Origin of the sequence: Aeromonas sp. 2692-1 (assembly GCF_013085505.1) — a bacterium.
In the GTDB taxonomy this organism is placed as follows: Bacteria; Pseudomonadota; Gammaproteobacteria; order Enterobacterales; family Aeromonadaceae; genus Aeromonas; species Aeromonas hydrophila.
The window spans coordinates 2,138,232-2,157,872 of the sequence record NZ_CP038513.1; the positions used below are offsets into that span (position 1 = coordinate 2,138,232).

A 19,641-nucleotide genomic window follows, 5' to 3' on the forward strand; every position below is an offset into this window, starting at 1 on the left:
ATCAGTGACATGAGTACCAATCCCAAGCCTGCATACAGACGTGTTCTTCTGAAGTTGAGTGGTGAAGCCCTGCAAGGATCCGAGGGTTTTGGCATTGATCCGGCGGTGCTGGATCGGATGGCCCAAGAGATCAAAGAACTGGTTGAGCTGGGTGTTCAGGTCGGTCTGGTCATCGGTGGCGGCAACCTGTTCCGTGGTGCCGGTCTTGCCAAGGCGGGCATGAACCGCGTGGTGGGCGACCACATGGGTATGCTGGCTACCGTGATGAACGGTCTGGCCATGCGTGATGCCCTGCATCGTGCTTATGTGAATGCCCGTCTGATGTCTGCCATCTCCCTGCAAGGCATCTGTGACTCCTATGTCTGGGCCGAAGCCATCAGCCAGCTGCGCGCCGGCAAGGTGGTGATCTTCTCCGCCGGTACCGGCAACCCCTTCTTCACTACCGATTCTGCGGCCTGTCTGCGCGGGATCGAGATCGAAGCTGACGTCGTGCTCAAGGCCACCAAGGTCGATGGCGTGTTCACCGACGATCCGGTCAAGAACCCGGATGCCGTGCTGTGCCATGAACTGAGTTATGATGAAGTTCTTGAAAAAGAACTCAAAGTAATGGATCTTGCTGCTTTTACTCTGGCCCGCGACCACGATCTGCCGATCCGGGTGTTCAACATGAACAAGCCGGGTGCGCTGCGTCGGGTGATCATGGGCGAGCCGGAAGGTACCCTGATCCATCACGTCAGCAAGTGAGACAAGCGTGAGCTTCGGCTCGTTTGTCCATGACGCCAGCCAATAAGATAGATACGGGCCGGTTGACGGCTCGTTCGCCAAAAGGAAAACCACTGTGATCAACGAGATTAAAAACGACGCCAAGGACCGCATGGCCAAGAGCGTAGAGTCGCTCAAGACCCAGATGTCCAAGATCCGTACCGGCCGTGCTCACCCGAGCCTGCTCGACGGTATCCAGGTGGAGTATTACGGTGCGGCCACTCCTCTGAAACAGTTGGCCAACGTGGTGGCTGAAGATGCCCGCACCCTCTCCATCTCCATCTTTGACCGCTCCATGATCCAGGCGGTGGAAAAGGCCATCCTGACCTCCGATCTGGGCCTCAACCCGTCCAGCAACGGGCAGACCCTGCGCGTGCCGCTGCCGCCGCTGACCGAAGAGCGTCGCCGCGACCTGACCAAGATCGTGCGTGCCGAAGCGGAAGGTGCCCGGGTTGCCGTGCGCAACATCCGTCGCGATGCCAACGCCGACCTGAAAGCGCTGCTCAAAGACAAAGAGATCTCCGAAGACGACGACCGTCGTGCTCAGGAAGAGATCCAGAAGCTGACCGATTCCTTCATCAAGCTGGTAGACGAAGCACTGGCCCTGAAGGAAAAGGAGCTAATGGAAATCTAAGCCTCTGACAGGTATATTACGAGCGCCGTGTAGTGCCCCTGCACGGCGCTTTTGTCTTTGTGGGAGAAATGAATGTCGCTTTTGGCAGCCGTAGGTGATTGCGCCAATTCGTCCTTGCCTCGTCACGTCGCCATCATCATGGACGGCAACGGACGTTGGGCCCAGAACCGTGGCAAGATGCGGGTCTATGGCCACAAGGCAGGCGTGAAGTCTGTTCGCGAGGCGGTAACCTTTGCTGCGCGGGCCAAGATAGACGCGCTGACCCTGTTTGCGTTTTCCAGCGAGAACTGGCGTCGCCCGGAAGGGGAGGTCAGCGCCTTGATGGAGCTGTTCATGACGGTGCTGGGCCGTGAGGTGCAGAAGCTGCACAGCAACGGCATCCGGCTCAAGGTGATCGGCGATACCGCCCGTTTCAGCGAGCGTCTGCAGGCCAAGATTGCCAAGGCGGAGGCGCTGACCGCCAACAATCAGGGGCTGACCCTCAATATCGCCGCCAATTATGGTGGTCAGTGGGACATCGCCCAGGCGGCCCGCAAGCTGGCCCGTGCCGTGGCGAGCGGGGAACTGGCTGCCGACCAGATAGATGAAGCCATGCTTGGCCGCGAGGTATGCATGGCCGACCTGCCGCCGGTGGATCTGCTGATCCGCACCGGGGGCGATCATCGCATCAGCAATTTTGTGTTATGGCAGCTCGCCTATGCCGAGCTCTATTTTACCCCGGTGCTGTGGCCTGATTTCAACGAGGCCGAGTTCAGCGAGGCCGTTGCCTCCTTCGTGGCCCGTGAGCGTCGTTTCGGCTGCACGGGTGAACAGATTCGGGAATTGATTGCCGAGCAACAGACCGGCTAACCCCCCTCCCAAGAGAGAGGCTTCTTTTGCTAAAACAACGAATTATTACCGCATTGCTACTGGTTCCCCTGGTGTTGGGGGCGCTGTTTTTTCTGCCGTTGAAATTCTTTGCCCTGTTGGCATCCCTGGTATTTCTGTTGGCCAGCCGCGAGTGGAGCGGCTTCGTCTCTGCCAAGCCGCAGCAGTGGCTGCCGCTGGTGTACTGCCTGCTGCTCGGGGCCAGCCTGTTCTGGCTGCCGGTGGAGCAGCTGTGGACTCCTCATCTGCATCCGCTGGTGATGGGCGTGCTCTGGACCGCCGTCAGCTGGTGGCTGCTGGGGTTGCTGCTGGTGTTGCGCTACCCCCAGAGCGCCAAGCTGTGGAAGGAGTCCATCTGGCTCAAGTCCCTGTTCGGCCTGGTGACCCTGGTCCCCTTCTTCTGGTCCCTGGTGGCCATCCGTGGTTACAACTTCTATCACGACCCCATGATGGGGGCCTGGATCCTGCTGTTCGTGATGGGACTGGTCTGGGCGGCAGATTCTGGCGCGTATTTTTTCGGCAAGGCGTTCGGCAAACACAAGCTGGCGCCGGCCGTGAGCCCCGGCAAAACCATCGAAGGCATGTGTGGTGGCCTGTTTACCGCCAGCCTGCTGGCGGTCGGGGTAACCTGGTTCATGGGCTTCGTGCCCGCCAAGATGGCCATCGTGCTGTTCTGCTCCTTGCTGGCGGTGCTGGCATCGGTGCTGGGCGATCTCACCGAGAGCATGTTCAAGCGCGAAGCCGGCATCAAGGATTCAGGCACCCTGTTGCCCGGCCACGGTGGCATCCTCGACCGGATCGACAGCCTGACCGCCGCGCTGCCGGTATTCCTGCTCAGCTATCTGCTGCTCAGCCAGGAGTTTTGATGCTCAGTCTGATGAGTCTGCCTGCGGCGGGCGCCATCCATTCGTCATACAGCGGGAGTTTTGATGCATAACCTGGTGATTCTGGGGGCCTCCGGCTCCATCGGTCAGAGTACGCTCAAGGTACTGCGGCACAATCCGGGGCGCTGGCAGGTGCTGGCGCTGACCGCGGCCCGCAGCGTGGAGGCCATGCTGCGCGATTGCCTCGAATTCTCTCCCCGCTTCGCCGTCATGGTGGACGAGGCCGCCGCCAGCGAACTGGCCGCTCAACTCAAGACCCACGGCAGCGCGACTCGCGTCATGGCTGGCCCGGCCGCCCTGTGCGAAGTAGCCGCTCACCCCGATGCCCACAGCGTGATGGCCGCCATCGTCGGCGCCGCCGGGCTTGCGCCCACCATGGCGGCGGTGCGTGCCGGCAAGCGCATCCTGCTGGCCAACAAGGAAGCCCTGGTGATGTCCGGCGCCTTCTTCATGGAGGCGGTGCGCGAGCACGGGGCCGAGCTGCTGCCCATCGACAGCGAACACAACGCCATTTTCCAGTGCCTGCCCGAGGCCATTCAGCGCCAGCCGGGCTTTTGTGACCTGGCGGGAGCGGGCATCAGCAAGATCCTGCTGACCGGCTCCGGTGGCCCGTTCCGTTATACCGACATCGCTGAGCTGGCCCGCGTCACCCCGGCTCAGGCCATCGCCCATCCCAACTGGTCCATGGGGGCCAAGATCTCGGTCGACTCCTCCACCATGATCAACAAGGGGCTGGAGTACATCGAGGCGCGCTGGCTGTTCAACGCGGCGCCCGAGCAGATCCAGGTGGTGATCCATCCCCAGTCGGTGATTCACTCCATGGTGCAGTACAAGGACGGCTCCGTGCTGGCCCAGCTCGGCAATCCGGACATGTGCACCCCCATCGCCCACGCGCTGGCCTATCCGGCTCGAATCGAGTCCGGTGTGGAACCTTTGGATTTCTTCAGTGTCGGAGAGTTCAGCTTTATCCGTCCCGACTATGAGCGCTATCCCTGCCTGCAGCTTGCCATGCATGCCTGTCAGCAGGGGCAGGCCGCGACCACGGCCCTCAATGCCGCCAACGAGGAGGCCGTGGCGGCTTTCCTTGCAGAGCGGATCGGTTTTATGGATATTGCCAGAGTCAATGAGGCCACCATGCTCGCCCTGGGCGGTACGACGGCCGGTTCGCTGGACGATTTGATTGCGCTGGATGGGGCGGCCCGTGCCCGTGCTCACAATTTGATTGAGGAGCTTAGCTGATGAGAGCTGTTTCGTGGCATTGTGCTGCCTTCACCCTGATTGTCGGAGACAGGACCATGCATGAAAGCGAGGTGATGGGCTGATGGGCGGTGTGTTGTGGAACATCGGTGCCTTTATCGTCGCCCTCGGGCTGCTGGTTGCGGTACATGAATTCGGCCACTTCTGGGTGGCCCGTCGCTGCGGTGTCAAGGTCGAACGTTTCTCCATCGGTTTCGGCAAGGCCATCTGGCGTCGGCTGGGCAAGGATGGCACCGAGTATGTGCTGGCCCTGATCCCCCTCGGTGGTTACGTCAAGATGCTGGACGGCCGGGTGGACGAGCTCAAACCCGGTGACGAGCAGTACGCTTTCAATCACAAGAGCGTCTGGGCGCGGATGGCCATCGTCGCTGCCGGCCCCATGGCCAACTTCGTGTTTGCCCTGTTCGCCCTCTGGCTGATGTTCATGATCGGCGTGCCCGCCGTCAAACCCGTGGTGGGCGAGGTGCGTCCCGCCTCCATCGTGGCGGCGGCCGGGGTGGAACCCGGCATGGAGATCGTCGGCGTCGGCGGCGAGGAGACCGGTGACTGGGAGAGCGTGACCTATGCCCTCATCAGCCACCTTGGCGATGACTCGGTCCAGCTCAAGCTCAAGGCGGCCAACACCAGCTACGCGGTGGACAAGACCCTGCAGCTGGCCGGCTGGAAGTTTGACCCCGACAAGGAGTCTCCCATCGGCAGCCTGGGCATAGTGCCGCTCGGTGGCAAGGTGCTGCCGGTGGTCGATGCGGTGGTGGCCGCGAGCGCCAGCGAGAAGGCCGGCGTTCAGGCGGGCGATCGCATCAAGCGGGTAGGGGAGCAGGAGATCACCGAGTGGGCCCAGTTTGTCCACCAGGTGCAGCAGTCGCCCCAGCAGCCGCTTGAGGTGACCGTCGAGCGGGCGGGCAGCGAGCTGACCCTGACCCTGACGCCGGATGCCAAGAAGGTGCGGGGCCAGCTGGTCGGTTTCGTCGGCCTGTCGCCGCAACTGGTTCCATTACCGGATGAGTATCGGATTCTGTTACAGTATGGGCCTTTGCAAGCCCTGTGGCAGGGCGCCCAGAAGACCTGGAGCCTGACCACCCTGACCTTCGACATGATTGGCAAGCTGATCGGTGGCATCGTCTCGCTGGACAACCTGAGCGGCCCCATCTCCATTGCCAAGGGCGCGGGCAGCAGTGCCGACTACGGTCTGGTCTACTTTCTCGGCTTTCTGGCGCTGATCAGCGTCAACCTGGGGATCATCAACCTGTTCCCCCTGCCGGTGCTGGACGGTGGCCATCTGGTCTACTTCCTCATCGAGGCGGTCACCGGCAAGCCGGTATCAGAAAAAATTCAGGAAGTGGGTTTCCGGATTGGCGCCGCCATTCTGATGTTACTGATGGGTATTGCGCTGTTTAATGATTTCGCTCGCCTCTGAGGCCAGAGCATCAACAAGGACACATAAGAACAAAATGGCTGTTAAAAAAGCATTGGTGTTGAGTTGCCTGCTGGGTGCCAGTTTCCTGGCCCAGGCGGCCCCTGCCTCTTTTGTGGTGCAAGATATTCAGGTTGAAGGTCTGCAGCGGGTGACCCTGGGGGCTGCCCTGCTGAACCTGCCGATCCGGGTGGGCGATTCCGTCGATTCCGTGACGCTGGCCAACGCCATCAAGAAGCTCTATGCCTCCGGCAACTTCGAGGACGTCAAGGTCTACCGCGACGGCCAGGTGCTGCAAGTGGCGGTCAAAGAGCGGCCGACCATCTCCAGCATCGAGTTCTCCGGCAACAAGGATATCAAGGAAGAGCAGCTGACCCAGAGCCTGGAGTCCTCCGGCATCCGGGTGGGTGATCCGCTGGATCGCACCGTGCTGAGCTCCCTCGAGAAGGGGCTGGAAGATTTCTACTACGGCGTGGGCAAATACTCCGCCAAGGTCAAGGCCATCGTCACCCCGCTGCCGCGCAACCGGGTCGACCTCAAGTTCACCTTCGTGGAAGGGGAAGCAGCCAAGATCCAGCAGATCAACATCGTCGGCAACAACGTGTTCCCGGAAGAGAAGCTGCTAGCCCAGCTCTCCCTCAAGGATGACGTGCCCTGGTGGAACTTCACCGGTGACCAGCGCTATCAGAAGCAGAAGCTGGCCGGCGACATCGAAACCCTGCGCTCCTACTACATGGACCGCGGCTACATCCGCTTTACCCAGGAGTCGACCCAGGTCTCCATGACCCCGGACAAGAAGGGGGTCTATGTCACCCTCAACGTCAAGGAAGGGGATCAGTACAAGGTGTCCGGTATCCAGCTCAAGGGCGATCTGATCGATCGCGGCGGCGAGATGAAGGGGCTCATCCCCATCGAGACCGGCAGCATCTACTCCGCCAGCCAGGTGACCCACACCGAAGAGGTGCTCTCCAAGTTCCTCGGTCGCTACGGCTACGCCTACCCGAAAGTGGTCACCTTCCCGCAGGTCAACGACCAGACCAAGGAAGTGGAGCTCATCGTCAACATCGAGCCGGGCCCCCGCGTCTATGTGCGCAACATCAACTTCACCGGCAACGTCACCACCAAGGACGAAGTGCTGCGCCGCGAGATGCGTCAGATGGAGGGCACCTGGCTCTCTTCCGACAGCGTCGAGCAGTCCAAGACCCGTCTCAACCGCCTCGGCTTCTTCGAAACCGCCGAAGTGGACACCAAGCGGGTGCCAGGCAGCGATGATCAGGTCGATCTGGACTTCAAGGTCAAGGAGCAGCCGGCCGGTTCCATCAACGCCGGTGTGGGCTACGGTACCGAATCTGGCCTGAGTCTGCAGGCGGGCCTGCAGCAGGACAACTTCATGGGGACCGGCAAGAAGATCGGCATCTCCGCCAGTACCAACAAGTACTCCAAGAGCGTCGACCTCAGCTACAACGATCCCTACTTCACCGTGGACGGGGTCAGCCTGGGTGGTCGTCTCTACTACAACCAGTTCAGTGCGGCCGACGCCAACATCGTGGACTACGAGAACACCACCATCGGCTTCCGCCTCTCCAGTGGTTTCCCGGTCAACGAGAACAACCGTCTCGACTTCAGCCTCGGGGTCGAAAACAACAAACTGTCCCAGCCCAACCCCTATCTGCAGGTGGATGAGTTCTGGAAGGTGTACAGCGAGAACAAGGATGGCGACAACCGCATGGTGTTCAACACCGTCGACGTCACCGCCGGCTGGACCCGTTCCACCCTCAACAAGGGCCAGTTCCCCACTGCCGGTGACCGTCAGCGGGTCAACGCCAAGGTGACCGTGCCGGGCATGGATCTGCAGTACTTCAAGCTCAACGCCGAAGACGCGCACTACTTCCCGTTCGATGCGGATCACAAGTGGGTGCTGATGGCCAAGGCGCGTGCCTCCTACGGCAACGGCTACGGCAGCAACGGCAGCTATGACCACGTATTGCCGTTCTTCGAGAACTACTTCGCCGGTGGTTTCGACACCCTGCGTGGCTTCAAGAGCAATACCGTGGGTCCGAAGGCGCTCTACTACTACAACCTGAGCGGCAACGACGTCATCCAGGGCACCGACAGCTCGGTGGGCGGCAACGCCCTGGCGGTCGCCTCCCTCGAGATGATAGTGCCGACGCCGTTTGCGTCCGAGACCTATCAGCCGCAACTGCGGACCAGCTTCTTCATCGATGCCGGCTCCGTTTGGGATACCACCTTCGACTATGACCAGTACCGCAACCGTTGCTTCAGCGGCTGCAACTATCTGGCCGACTATTCGGATCCGACCAACTACCGCGCCTCGGCCGGTCTGTCGCTGCAGTGGCTCTCCCCGATGGGCCCGCTGGTGTTCGCGATTGCCCGTCCGCTCAAGCAGTACGAGGGCGACCGGACCGAGTTCTTCTCATTCAACATCGGCCGTACCTTCTAAGGACGGACCCTGCCCCCACCCAGCGGTGGGGGTATTCAATGATGGGACGCGCAGCTTGCGTGCCTCACCAGGTAACAAGTCGGTCCGGGTACCACTTGCATAATCAGGTAAATCAGGTAGCCCTCACATGAGGGAACAAGGAGTAAGTGTGAATAAAGCGTTGAAAGTAGCTGGTTTGAGTTTTGCACTGATGGCTGCCGGCATGGGCTCCGCCTTGGCCGAGACCAAGATCGCCGTGGTCGACATGGGCGAAGTATTCCAAAAGCTGCCCCAGCGTGAAGCAGTCTCCAAGAAGCTGAAAGGCGAATTCGAGCCGCGCATGCGTGAGCTGCAGAAGCTGGAATCCGACGGTCAGAAACTGGTCGAGAAGTTCAAGAAGGACGAAGCCTTCATGAGCGCCGAGCAGAAGAAGCAGAACCAGGAGAAGCTGGCCAAGCTGCAGATGGAGTTCAACCAGAAGCGTCAGGCGTTTGAACAGGACAACGGTCGCCGTCAGTCCGAAGAGCGCAACAAGATCCTGACCAAGGTGCAGGCTGCCATCGATTCCATCGCCAAGAGCAATGGTTACGATCTGGTGCTGGAGCGCAACGCCGCCCCGTACGCCGCCAGCAAGCTGGACATCTCTGCCCAGGTTATTTCTCAGGTAAGCAAGAGCAACTAATTGATGGCATTCACTCTCGCACAGCTGGCCCAGCAACTGGGGGCCCAGGTCCATGGCGACGGAACCCTGGAAATCCGCAAGGTAGCGACACTGGAAAAGGCCGGGGAGGGGGATATCACCTTCCTGTCCAATAAAAAGTACCGGCATTATCTGGAGCAGAGCAAGGCGACCGCCGTGCTCATCACAGAAGCGGATCTGCCATTTTGTCCCACCAATGCCCTGGTGCTCAAAGACCCCTATGTGGGCTTTGCCCGGGTTGCCCAACTGCTGGACACCACCCCGCAGCCGGCCACGGATATCCATCCGAGTGCCGTCATCGCGGCGGACGTGCAACTGGGCGAGAGAGTGGCCATCGGGGCCAATGCGGTGATCGAATCCGGCGTGGTGCTGGGGGATGATGTGCGCATCGGTCCGGGCTGTTTCGTTGGCAAGAATACCCGACTGGGAGCTCGCTCCCGGTTGTGGGCCAACGTCACCCTGTATCACAACATCACCATGGGCACCGACTGTCTGGTTCAATCCGGCACAGTGATCGGCGCCGATGGGTTCGGTTATGCCAACGAGCGCGGCGAGTGGATCAAGATCCCCCAGCTCGGCGGCGTGACCATCGGCAACCGGGTCGAGATCGGTGCCTGCACCACCATCGACCGCGGCGCGCTGGAAGATACCCGCATCGCTGACAACGTCATCATCGACAACCAGTGCCAGATCGCCCACAACGTCGAGATCGGCTACGGCACCGCCGTGGCGGGCTCCACCGTGATGGCAGGTAGTCTCAAGGTCGGCAAATACTGTATCATTGGCGGCGCCTCCGTCTTTAACGGGCATATGGAGATCTGCGACCAGGCCACCGTTACCGGCATGGCCATGGTGATGCGACCCATTACCGAGCCCGGTGTCTACTCTTCCGGCATCCCCCTGCAAACCAATAAAGAGTGGCGCAAGACCGCCGCCCGGGTGATGCGTATCGAAGAGATGCACAAGCGGTTGAGCAAGCTTGAGAAGAAGCTGGACCAAGAATAATCACGATTGGTATAGGGTACTGTTTTGACTACTGAAAAGAAGAGCCTGGGTATCCAGGAAATAATGGATCTGCTGCCCCACCGTTATCCGTTCCTGATGGTGGACAAGGTGGAAAACTACGAGATCAGCGATGAGCGCAAGACTTTGCGTGCCATCAAGAACGTCTCGTTCAACGAGCCGATCTTTCAGGGCCACTTCCCGGCCAAGCCGGTGTTCCCCGGCGTGCTGATCCTGGAAGCCATGGCACAGGCCACCGGTATCCTGGCGTTTACCATGGTGGGCAAGCCGTCTCCCAACGAACTCTATTACTTTGCCTCAATCGACAACGCTCGTTTCAAGCGTCCGGTGGGCCCCGGCGATCAGCTGGTGCTTGACGTGGAATTCCTGAAAGAGCGTCGCGGTATCGCCAAGTTCACCGGTGTGGCCACGGTCAACGGTGAAGTTGTCTGTACCGCCGAGCTGATGTGCGCCAAACGCGAGGTTTAACACACGTGATCGACCAGACTGCCATCATTCACGATACTGCCGTCGTCCATGAGTCTGCCGTCATCGGTAAAGGGGTTGAAATCGGCCCCTTTTCTGTCATCGGTGCCGAGGTGGAAATCGGCGACAACACCTGGGTCAGCTCCCATGTGGTGATCAAGGGCCCGACCAAGATTGGTCGCGGCAACAAGATCTTCCAGCACACCTCCATCGGTGAGGATTGCCAGGACAAGAAGTACGCCGGCGAGCGCACCTTCCTCGAGATCGGCGACAACAACGTCTTTCGCGAGAACTGCACCGTGCACCGTGGCACCATCCAGGATCAGTCCCTGACCAAGATTGGCAGCGGCAACCTGTTCATGGTCAACGTCCACGTGGCCCACGACTGCATCATCGGTGACAACTGCATCTTCGCCAACAACGCGACCCTGGCGGGCCACGTGGTGATCGGCGATTTCGTGATCTTCGGCGGTCTCTCCGCGATCCACCAGTTCGGCCGCGTTGGCTCCCACGCCTTCGTCGGTGGCTGCGCCGCCCTCAACAAGGATGTGCCGCCCTACGTGATGGCCGCTGGCAACTACGCCAAACCGTTCGGGGTCAACTCCGAGGGGCTGCGTCGCCGTGGTTATACGCCTGAGGCCATCTCCGCCGTCAAGCGCGCCTACAAGGAGATCTTCCGCTCCGGCAAGACCATCGAAGAGGTGTTGCCGGTGCTGACTGAGATGGCGCAAGCCGAGCCGGCCATCCAGCTCTACGTGGATTTCCTCAAAGACAACGAGCGCGGGATCATCCGTGCCTGATCCCGTTCGCATCGGTATCGTCGCCGGAGAAGTTTCCGGCGACATTCTGGCTGCCGGCCTGGTGCGCGAGCTGCAGGCCCGCTACCCGGACGCTCAGTTCGAAGGGATCGCCGGGCCGCGCATGCAGGCCCTCGGCGTGAAGGCGCTGTTCGAGATGGAAGAGCTTTCCGTCATGGGGATCACCGAAGTGCTGGGCCGTCTGCCGCGCATTCTCAAGGTCCGCCGCGAACTGCTGCGTCACTTCATCGCCAATCCGCCCGACATCTTCATCGGGGTGGATGCACCGGATTTCAATATCGGGGTGGAGCTCAAACTGCGCCGCGCCGGTATCAAGACGGTTCACTACGTCAGCCCCTCGGTGTGGGCCTGGCGCCAGAACCGCATTCACAAGATCAAGGCCGCCACCGACATGGTGCTTGCCTTCCTGCCGTTCGAGAAAGCCTTCTACGACCGCTTCGATGCCCCTTGCCGTTTCGTCGGCCACACCATGGCGGACGACATTCCGCTGGTGCCGGATCAGGCCGCGGTACGCAGAACCCTCGGCATCGACGCCAACCGGCGCTGGCTGGCGGTGCTGCCGGGCAGCCGCAGTGCCGAGGTGGGCTTCATGTCCCCCCTGTTTCTCGAGGCCTGCAAGCACCTGACGGTGCGCTATCCGGATCTCGGTTTCATCGTGCCACTGGTCAACCAGAAGCGGCGCGAGCAGTTCCTGGCCATCAAGGCCGAGCTGGCACCGGATCTCGACATGGTGCTGCTGGAAGGGCAGGGCCGTGAGGCGATGATCGCCGCCGACGTGGTGATGCTGGCCTCCGGTACCGCGGCGCTTGAAGCCATGCTGGTGAAAAAGCCGATGGTGGTGGGCTACAAGCTCAAGCCGTTCAGCTACTGGCTGGCCCAGCGGCTGGTGAAGACCGAATTCGTCTCCCTGCCCAACCTGCTGGCTGGTCGCATGCTGGTACCCGAGCTCATCCAGCACGAGTGCACCCCGGAGAATCTGGTGGTCGAGGTGAGCAAGTTCTTCGAGCACGACAACAGCGCGCTGGTGAACACCTTCACCGAGCTCCATCAGCTCATCCGCTGCAACGCGGATCAGCAGGCGGCCGAAGCGGTGGCCGAGCTGCTCGGCAGATAACTTCCGGGCGGCCGCAGGGGCTGCGCCAACGTGACGCCAGGCCCTGCGGGGCCTGTTTTGATTCAAGGCTACAAGATGATGATCGATATTCCTGACGACAGGCTGGTTGCCGGTGTGGACGAAGTGGGCCGTGGCCCGCTGGTGGGTGACGTGGTCACCGCCGCGGTGATTCTTGACCCGGCCAATCCCATCATCGGGCTGAACGACTCCAAGAAGCTCTCCGAGAAGAAGCGACTCGCCCTGTTTGACGAGATCAAGGAGAAGGCGCTGGCCTGGTCCGTCGGCCGTGCCAGCCCGGCGGAGATCGACGAGCTCAACATCCTGCACGCCACCATGCTGGCGATGCAGCGCGCCGTGGCGGGGCTCTCCATCGCGCCCGAGCTGGTCTTCATCGACGGCAACCGCTGCCCAAGCTTGCCGATGGAGGCCCGCGCCGTGGTCAAGGGTGACAGCCTGGTAGCCGCCATCAGCGCCGCCTCCATTCTGGCCAAGGTGACTCGTGATGCGGAGATGACCGAGCTGGACAGCCGTCATCCCGAGTACGGTTTTGCCCGTCACAAGGGATATCCGACCGCGGAGCACCTCGCCATCCTGGCCGAGCGCGGCCCGCTGCCCGAATATCGCAAAAGTTTCAAACCGGTGCGTCGCGCACTGGGGATCGAATAGACCATGCAATTTAGTCCGAGCAACGAGAGGGGATGACGATGGCTGAACCCCGTTTTATCCACCTGCGGGTCCATTCCGACTTCTCCATGGTCGACGGCCTGCAGAAGATCAACCCCATCGTCGGCGCGGCGGTGGCCAACAACATGCCGGCGCTGGCGCTGACCGACCAGATGAACATGTGCGGCCTGGTGCGCTTCTACGGCGCCGCCCACGGCAAGGGCGTCAAGCCCATCGTCGGGGCCGACTTCTGGGTGCAGAGTGACGAGCTTGGCGACGAGCAGTTCCGCCTCACCCTGCTCGCCATGGACAACGACGGCTACCAGAACATCACCCTGCTCATCTCCCGCGGCTATCAGCGCGGTCACGTGCAGGGGCGCCCGGTCATCGACAAGGCCTGGCTGGCCGAGCATGCCAAGGGAGTGATCGTGCTCTCCGGCGGGCGCGAGGGGGACGTGGGCAAGTTCCTGCTCAAGGGCAACCGCCAGATGACCGAGCAGTGTCTCGCCTTCTATCAGAGCCACTTCCCCGACGCCTATTACCTCGAGCTGCTGCGTACCGGCCGCCCCGATGAAGAGGTCTACCTGCACATGGCGGTGGCGATTGCCACCGAGTTCGCGCTGCCGGTGGTGGCCACCAACGAGGTGGTGTTCCTCACCGCCGATGACTTCGACGCCCACGAGATCCGGGTCGCCATCCACGACGGCTACACCCTGATGGACAAGCGCCGCCCGCGCCGCTACAGCCCGCAGCAGTACCTGCGCAGCCAGGAGGAGATGGCGGAGCTGTTTGCCGACATCCCCGAGGCGCTGGAGAACACGGTGGAGATCGCCAAGCGCTGCAACGTGACGGTGCGCCTCGGTGAATACTTCCTGCCCAACTTCCCGACCGGTGACATGACCACCGAAGACTTCCTGGTCATGAAGTCGAAAGAGGGGCTGGAGGAGCGACTCGAATTCCTGTTCCCGGATCCGGCCGTGCGGGCCGAGCGTCGTCCCGAGTACGACGATCGTCTCGACATCGAGCTCAAAGTGATCAACCAGATGGGCTTCCCGGGTTACTTCCTCATCGTGATGGAGTTTATCCAGTGGTCCAAGGACAACGGCATCCCCGTTGGCCCGGGTCGGGGCTCGGGGGCGGGTTCCCTAGTGGCCTACGCCCTCAAGATCACCGATCTCGATCCGCTGGAATTTGACCTGCTGTTCGAACGTTTCCTGAACCCCGAGCGGGTATCCATGCCCGACTTCGACGTCGACTTCTGCATGGACAGGCGCGACGAGGTGATCGACCACGTCTCCGAGATGTACGGTCGGGAAGCGGTATCGCAGATCATCACCTTCGGCAGCATGGCGGCCAAGGCGGTGGTGCGGGACGTGGGCCGGGTGCTGGGCCACGCCTACGGCTTCGTCGATCGCATCTCCAAGCTGATCCCACCGGATCCGGGCATGACCCTGGCCAAGGCGTTCGAGGCCGAACCCAAGCTGCCCGAGCTCTACGAGCAGGACGAGGAGGTCAAGGACCTCATCGACATGGCGCGCCGCCTCGAAGGGGTGGTGCGCAACGCCGGCAAGCACGCCGGTGGCGTGGTGATCGCGCCTACCAAGATCACCGACTTCGCGCCGCTCTACTGCGATGACGAAGGCCATCACCCGGTCACCCAGTTCGACAAGAACGACGTGGAGTACGCCGGGCTGGTGAAGTTCGACTTCCTCGGCCTGCGCACGCTCACCATCATCGACTGGGCGCTCGGCATGATAAATCCGCGCCTTGCCAAAGAGGGCAAGCCGCCGGTCGACATCGCCGCCATCCCCATCGACGACAAGCGCTCGTTCGACCTGCTGCAGCGCTACGAGACCACCGCGGTATTCCAGCTGGAATCCCGCGGCATGAAGGATCTCATCAAGCGGCTGCAGCCTGACTGCTTCGAAGACATGATCGCACTGGTGGCGCTGTTTCGCCCGGGCCCGCTGCAGTCGGGCATGGTGGACAACTTCATCGAGCGCAAGCACGGCAAGGAGGCCATCTCCTATCCGGACGAGAAGTGGCAGCACGAGAGCCTGCAGCCGATCCTCGAGCCCACCTACGGCATCATCCTCTATCAGGAGCAGGTGATGCAGATTGCCCAGACCCTGGCGGGTTATACGCTGGGCGGCGCTGACATGCTGCGCCGGGCGATGGGCAAGAAAAAGCCGGAAGAGATGGCCAAGCAGCGGGCCGGCTTCGAGGAGGGCGCGGTCAAGAACGGCGTCGATGGCGAGTTGGCGATGAAGATCTTCGATCTGGTGGAGAAGTTTGCAGGTTACGGCTTCAACAAATCCCACTCCGCCGCCTATGCGCTGGTCTCCTACCAGACCCTCTGGCTCAAGACTCACTTCCCGGCCGAATTCATGGCGGCGGTCATGACCGCCGACATGGACAACACCGACAAGATAGTGACCCTGGTGGACGAGTGCCAGCGGATGGGGCTGACCGTGATCCCGCCGGACGTGAACACCGGTCGCTACCGCTTCAGCGTCAACGAAGACGGTCACATCGTCTACGGCATCGGCGCGGTGAAGGGGGTGGGGGAAGGCCCCATCGATGCGATCCTGGAAGCGCGGGATCGGGACGGCCCGTTCCGCGATCTGTTCGACTTCTGCAACCGGGTCGACATCAAGAAGCTCAACAAGCGGGTGATGGAGAAGCTGATCCTCTCCGGCGCCATGGATCGGCTCGGTCCGCACCGCGCCGCCCTGATGGCGACCCTGGAGGAGGCGATGCGCGCCGCCGAGCAGCACGCCAAGGCGCAGGCGGTGGGTCAGGTCGACATGTTTGGCGTGCTCACCGAAGAGATAGACGACGTCAAGAAGGCGTTCGCCAACGTACCGCACTGGCCTGACAAGGTGTGGCTGGAAGGGGAGCGCGAGACCCTCGGGCTCTACCTCACCGGTCATCCCATCAACCAGTACAGCGGCGAGTTGCGTCGTTATACCTCGGGCCGGCTGTGCGATCTGCACCCCACCTCCCGCGATACCGTGACCACGGCGGCGGGGCTGGTGATTGCGGCGCGCAGCATGGTGACCAAGCGTGGCAACAAGATGGGGATCTTCACCCTGGACGACCGTTCCGGTCGCCTCGACGTGACCCTGTTCAGTGAAGCGCTGGAAAAGTATGAAGAATTGATGCAAAAAGACCGTATTTTGGTGGTTTCTGGACAGGTCAGCTTTGATGACTTCTCCGGTGGCCTTAAAATGTCGGCCCGTGAATTACTGGATATCAACGATGCGAGAGAGCGTTTTGCCAGGGCGATCCGCATCTCTCTCGATGAACAGCAGATTGATGATCGTTTTTTCCCGCGTTTGTGCGAGATTTTGGAACCCGCCCGTGCCGGAGTTTGTCCGGTTCAGGTAAACTATCGTCGCCCCGGCTCCCGGGTGCGATTGACGCTCGGTACCGAGTGGCGGGTGACGCCCACCGATCAACTGATAGATGACTTGCGCGTCCTGCTTGGACGAGAGCGGGTTGAATTGGTTTTTGATTAGAGGATCTATAGTCCCTATGAGTCTTTTTCTGGATTTTGAACAGCCGATCGCCGAGTTGCAGGCGCAGATTGACGAACTCCGTCATGTGAGTGAAGGCAATCACGCCGTGGATCTTAAAGAAGAGATCCGTCGGCTGGAGAAGAAAAACGAAGAGCTGACCAAGAAGATCTTCGGCGATCTGGGGGCCTGGCAGGTATCCCAGATGGCGCGTCATCCCCAGCGCCCCTATACCCTCGACTACATCGAGCACATCTTCACCGACTTCGACGAGCTGGCCGGCGATCGCGCCTATGCCGATGACAAGGCCATCGTCGGCGGCATCGCCCGTCTCGACGGCGAGCCGGTGATGGTCATCGGCCACCAGAAGGGGCGCGAGACCAAGGAGAAGATCAAGCGCAACTTCGGCATGCCGCGTCCGGAAGGGTATCGCAAGGCCCTGCGCCTGATGGAGATGGCCGAGCGCTTCAAGATGCCGATCATCACCTTCATCGACACCCCGGGTGCTTACCCTGGCGTGGGTGCCGAGGAGCGCGGCCAGTCCGAGGCGATTGCCCGCAACCTGAAAGTGATGGCCGGTCTGACCGTGCCGGTGGTCTGCACCGTGATCGGTGAAGGCGGCTCCGGCGGCGCGCTGGCCATCGGCGTCGGCGATCGCGTCAACATGCTGCAGTACTCCACCTACTCGGTCATCTCGCCGGAAGGGTGCGCCTCCATCCTGTGGAAGAGCGCCGACAAGGCGCCGGTCGCGGCCGATGCCATGGGCATCACCGCCCAGCGTCTGAAAGAGCTGAAACTCATCGACAACATCGTCGAGGAGCCGCTCGGTGGCGCCCACCGCAATGTGGAAAAGATGGCCAAGCGCCTGAAAGACCGCATTCAGCAGGATCTGAACGCCCTGCGCCCGCTCGAGACCGAGCAGCTGCTGGAGCAGCGCTACCAGCGCCTGCTGGGCTACGGCTACTGCTAAGCCCGCTATGGTATCGCACCATGCTGGAAGGCCCCCGCTCTGCGGGGGCCTTCTTTTTTGGGCGAGAGTTTGGGCGAGAGCGGGGCAGTGAAAAATCCTGTTCATATGGATACCTGTTGGCACGATGTTTGCCAAAACTCCCCTGTTGGATCAATTCAACGGCGATTTGTGGCCGAAAAAAGTGGGATCGCGCTCCCGTTTTGCTTAAAGTGATTGTTTCCGATCGACCCGATCGGCATGCCCGCAAGGACGCTCTGCGGACGTAAACAGGCCAGCCCGGCCTGACTCACAGGAATGTTCACCTTCCCGGCGGCCCAGTCTTGTGCAGCACCCTGCTGCGTCCAGCCGCCCCGGTGTTACGTCACTCTCATCGTGCATCGTCTCCATCTGCAGCGAGTGAATCATGAGCGAATCGGTTTTTGAGATCCATGACTGGACCCTGAGCGTCGACGACAACATGCTGTGTCGTCCCGACCGCGAGGTCTACCTCGAGCCCCGGCTGGTCAATCTGTTGCGCTTCTTGGCCAGCAACGCGGGTACGGTATTTGGGCGCGACTGCCTGATCAACGAGGTGTGGGATGGCGCCGAAGTGACCGATCAGGTGGTGACCCAGTCCATCTTCGAGCTGCGCAAGATCCTCAAAGACGGCCGCAACGATGCCGCCGACTACATAGTCACCGTGCCCAAGCGCGGCTACAAGCTGGTGGCGCCGGTGCGGCCGCTGCAAGTGGTGTCGGTGGTGATGGCGCCAGCCGGCGACGAGATCCAGAGCGATCCGAGCCCGCCGCTGGCAGAGGAGGACGCGGAGGCCGTGGTCACCGCGGCTCCGTTCCCGGCCGGTCCGTTGACCCGGGCCATCTCGAGCCACGCCCAGGATGGCCGCAGCCGCTGGAAGATGATCGGCTTCGATGTCTTCGTGGCGGTGATCCTGGTCTCCATCGTCAGCCTGCTCAGCTATCAGCACGCCAGCCCCCAGGTGCACTCCATGCTGGATCCCGACCTGCTGGTATTTCGCTTTCACTCCGGCATGGATGGCAGCAACGAGAACGTGCGCCTGGCCGACGGCATCACCCGCGCCCTGATGGGGGAGGTGGCCGCCGCCACACCGCTGCGGGTGCAGTATGGTGCCAACACCCTGATGGGGGGCATCCTGCCCGGCAAGGAGCTGAGCGTGCGGGTCTCCCGCCAGCCGGGGGGCACCTATCTCGATCTGGAGTACCGCAACATCAACACCAACCGGGTGCTGTTCAGCCACCAGTACCAGCTCAGCCGTCACAACGTGCACGGGGTGTTGCAGGCGAGCAGCCAGGATCTGCTGCGTGCCCTCGACCAGCCGGACGTGCTGCCCGGCATGGGCTGGCCGACGGATGACGGGGCGCTGATGGCCATGATGGAGGCGCACTATTACATCAACAGCCAGGATCCGGTGGCCCTCAGACGCGGCGTCGAGCTGCTCGACAAGTCGCTGGCCAGTCAGCCGGATCAGCCGCTGCTGCTGGCGGAGCGTTATCTGGCCGGGGAGGCGCTGGCGACCTTGACGGGGACTCCCCAGAGCGAGCGCCTGCAGGGCATCGGTGCCCATCTGGCCAGCGTGGTACGGGATCAGGCCGCCCTGCCGGCCCGTGTCTGGGAGGCCCTCACCTTGCAGGCGATCCTGAACGGACAGCAGCAGGAGGCTACCCGGTTGCTGGCCGAGGCCGCCAGCCGGGGCCGCTCCGTGCTCTATCACATTCTGCGCGGCAAGCTGGCCGAGCTGGATGGGCGCCCCGAGGCGGCGGGGGATGCCTACAGCCAGGCCTTCCTGATGGAGGCGACCGAGCAGACCTATCTGCTCTGCCAGCAGCTCGGTTTTTACAGCAATATGGAAACCCTCACTCCGGCCCTGTTCAATGCCCTTGGCCAGAGCAAGGTGAAGCTGTTCTGACTTCTTTCGGGGCCATCTTGGCCCTGTCGCCAAGGCGGCGCTCACCGCCGGTTGCCTAGGGGCGCCGGCGGGTGCGCCGCCAGACATCATCTCTCAGCCCTCCCCATCCCAGGTCTGCCCCGTGCAGGCATAAGCCATGGTTGTTGCCATCCTTGGCGCCAGCATCGAACTGTTTCTCTGTCTCCCCG

The 19,641-nt window shown here is 61.7% G+C and carries 16 protein-coding genes; all 16 read left to right on the plus strand.

The window, feature by feature from the left end:
- Window positions 1-9: 9 nt before the first annotated feature.
- Window positions 10-744: a UMP kinase gene (gene pyrH, locus E5E97_RS10405; protein ID WP_011705095.1), complete on the plus strand. Its 735-nt coding sequence runs from the start codon at window positions 10-12 to the stop codon at window positions 742-744.
- Between the two features lie 94 nt (window positions 745-838).
- On the plus strand, window positions 839-1,396 hold the full coding sequence (gene frr / locus E5E97_RS10410; protein WP_011705096.1) for a ribosome recycling factor: 558 nt from the start codon (window positions 839-841) through the stop codon (window positions 1,394-1,396).
- Window positions 1,397-1,468: 72 nt separating this feature from the next.
- Window positions 1,469-2,245: a polyprenyl diphosphate synthase gene (gene uppS / locus E5E97_RS10415; protein ID WP_017408605.1), complete on the plus strand. Its 777-nt coding sequence runs from the start codon at window positions 1,469-1,471 to the stop codon at window positions 2,243-2,245.
- A gap of 26 nt (window positions 2,246-2,271) precedes the next feature.
- Window positions 2,272-3,129, plus strand: a complete 858-nt coding sequence (locus E5E97_RS10420; RefSeq protein ID WP_005303453.1) for a phosphatidate cytidylyltransferase — start codon at window positions 2,272-2,274, stop codon at window positions 3,127-3,129.
- Between the two features lie 63 nt (window positions 3,130-3,192).
- On the plus strand, window positions 3,193-4,386 hold the full coding sequence (ispC, locus tag E5E97_RS10425) for a 1-deoxy-D-xylulose-5-phosphate reductoisomerase (RefSeq protein WP_118881727.1): 1,194 nt from the start codon (window positions 3,193-3,195) through the stop codon (window positions 4,384-4,386).
- Window positions 4,387-4,468: 82 nt separating this feature from the next.
- The gene (gene rseP, locus E5E97_RS10430) at window positions 4,469-5,821 is read left to right on the plus strand and encodes a sigma E protease regulator RseP (RefSeq protein ID WP_016349871.1); all 1,353 of its coding nucleotides are present in this window, start codon (window positions 4,469-4,471) and stop codon (window positions 5,819-5,821) included.
- A 34-nt stretch (window positions 5,822-5,855) separates the two neighbouring features.
- Window positions 5,856-8,279: an outer membrane protein assembly factor BamA gene (gene bamA / locus E5E97_RS10435; RefSeq protein ID WP_011705100.1), complete on the plus strand. Its 2,424-nt coding sequence runs from the start codon at window positions 5,856-5,858 to the stop codon at window positions 8,277-8,279.
- A gap of 148 nt (window positions 8,280-8,427) precedes the next feature.
- Complete coding sequence (locus E5E97_RS10440; protein ID WP_011705101.1) at window positions 8,428-8,940, plus strand: OmpH family outer membrane protein; 513 nt, start codon at window positions 8,428-8,430, stop codon at window positions 8,938-8,940.
- Window positions 8,941-8,943: 3 nt separating this feature from the next.
- On the plus strand, window positions 8,944-9,963 hold the full coding sequence (lpxD, locus tag E5E97_RS10445; protein WP_011705102.1) for a UDP-3-O-(3-hydroxymyristoyl)glucosamine N-acyltransferase: 1,020 nt from the start codon (window positions 8,944-8,946) through the stop codon (window positions 9,961-9,963).
- Between the two features lie 24 nt (window positions 9,964-9,987).
- The gene (fabZ, locus tag E5E97_RS10450) at window positions 9,988-10,449 is read left to right on the plus strand and encodes a 3-hydroxyacyl-ACP dehydratase FabZ (RefSeq protein ID WP_010634777.1); all 462 of its coding nucleotides are present in this window, start codon (window positions 9,988-9,990) and stop codon (window positions 10,447-10,449) included.
- 5 nt (window positions 10,450-10,454) lie between these two features.
- Window positions 10,455-11,246 (plus strand): acyl-ACP--UDP-N-acetylglucosamine O-acyltransferase, encoded by a 792-nt coding sequence (gene lpxA, locus E5E97_RS10455; protein WP_118881726.1) that lies wholly within the window; start codon window positions 10,455-10,457, stop codon window positions 11,244-11,246.
- The gene (lpxB, locus tag E5E97_RS10460) at window positions 11,239-12,378 is read left to right on the plus strand and encodes a lipid-A-disaccharide synthase (RefSeq protein ID WP_011705104.1); all 1,140 of its coding nucleotides are present in this window, start codon (window positions 11,239-11,241) and stop codon (window positions 12,376-12,378) included. The genes lpxA and lpxB overlap by 8 nt, the downstream gene beginning before the upstream one ends.
- A 75-nt stretch (window positions 12,379-12,453) precedes the next feature.
- The gene (gene rnhB / locus E5E97_RS10465; RefSeq protein WP_026080161.1) at window positions 12,454-13,044 is read left to right on the plus strand and encodes a ribonuclease HII; all 591 of its coding nucleotides are present in this window, start codon (window positions 12,454-12,456) and stop codon (window positions 13,042-13,044) included.
- A gap of 38 nt (window positions 13,045-13,082) precedes the next feature.
- Window positions 13,083-16,562 (plus strand): DNA polymerase III subunit alpha, encoded by a 3,480-nt coding sequence (dnaE, locus tag E5E97_RS10470; RefSeq protein ID WP_171281214.1) that lies wholly within the window; start codon window positions 13,083-13,085, stop codon window positions 16,560-16,562.
- Between the two features lie 16 nt (window positions 16,563-16,578).
- Window positions 16,579-17,529: an acetyl-CoA carboxylase carboxyl transferase subunit alpha gene (accA, locus tag E5E97_RS10475; RefSeq protein ID WP_016349878.1), complete on the plus strand. Its 951-nt coding sequence runs from the start codon at window positions 16,579-16,581 to the stop codon at window positions 17,527-17,529.
- A 403-nt stretch (window positions 17,530-17,932) separates the two neighbouring features.
- The gene (gene cadC / locus E5E97_RS10480; protein ID WP_171280243.1) at window positions 17,933-19,453 is read left to right on the plus strand and encodes a lysine decarboxylation/transport transcriptional activator CadC; all 1,521 of its coding nucleotides are present in this window, start codon (window positions 17,933-17,935) and stop codon (window positions 19,451-19,453) included.
- The last annotated feature ends 188 nt before the right edge of the window (window positions 19,454-19,641 follow it).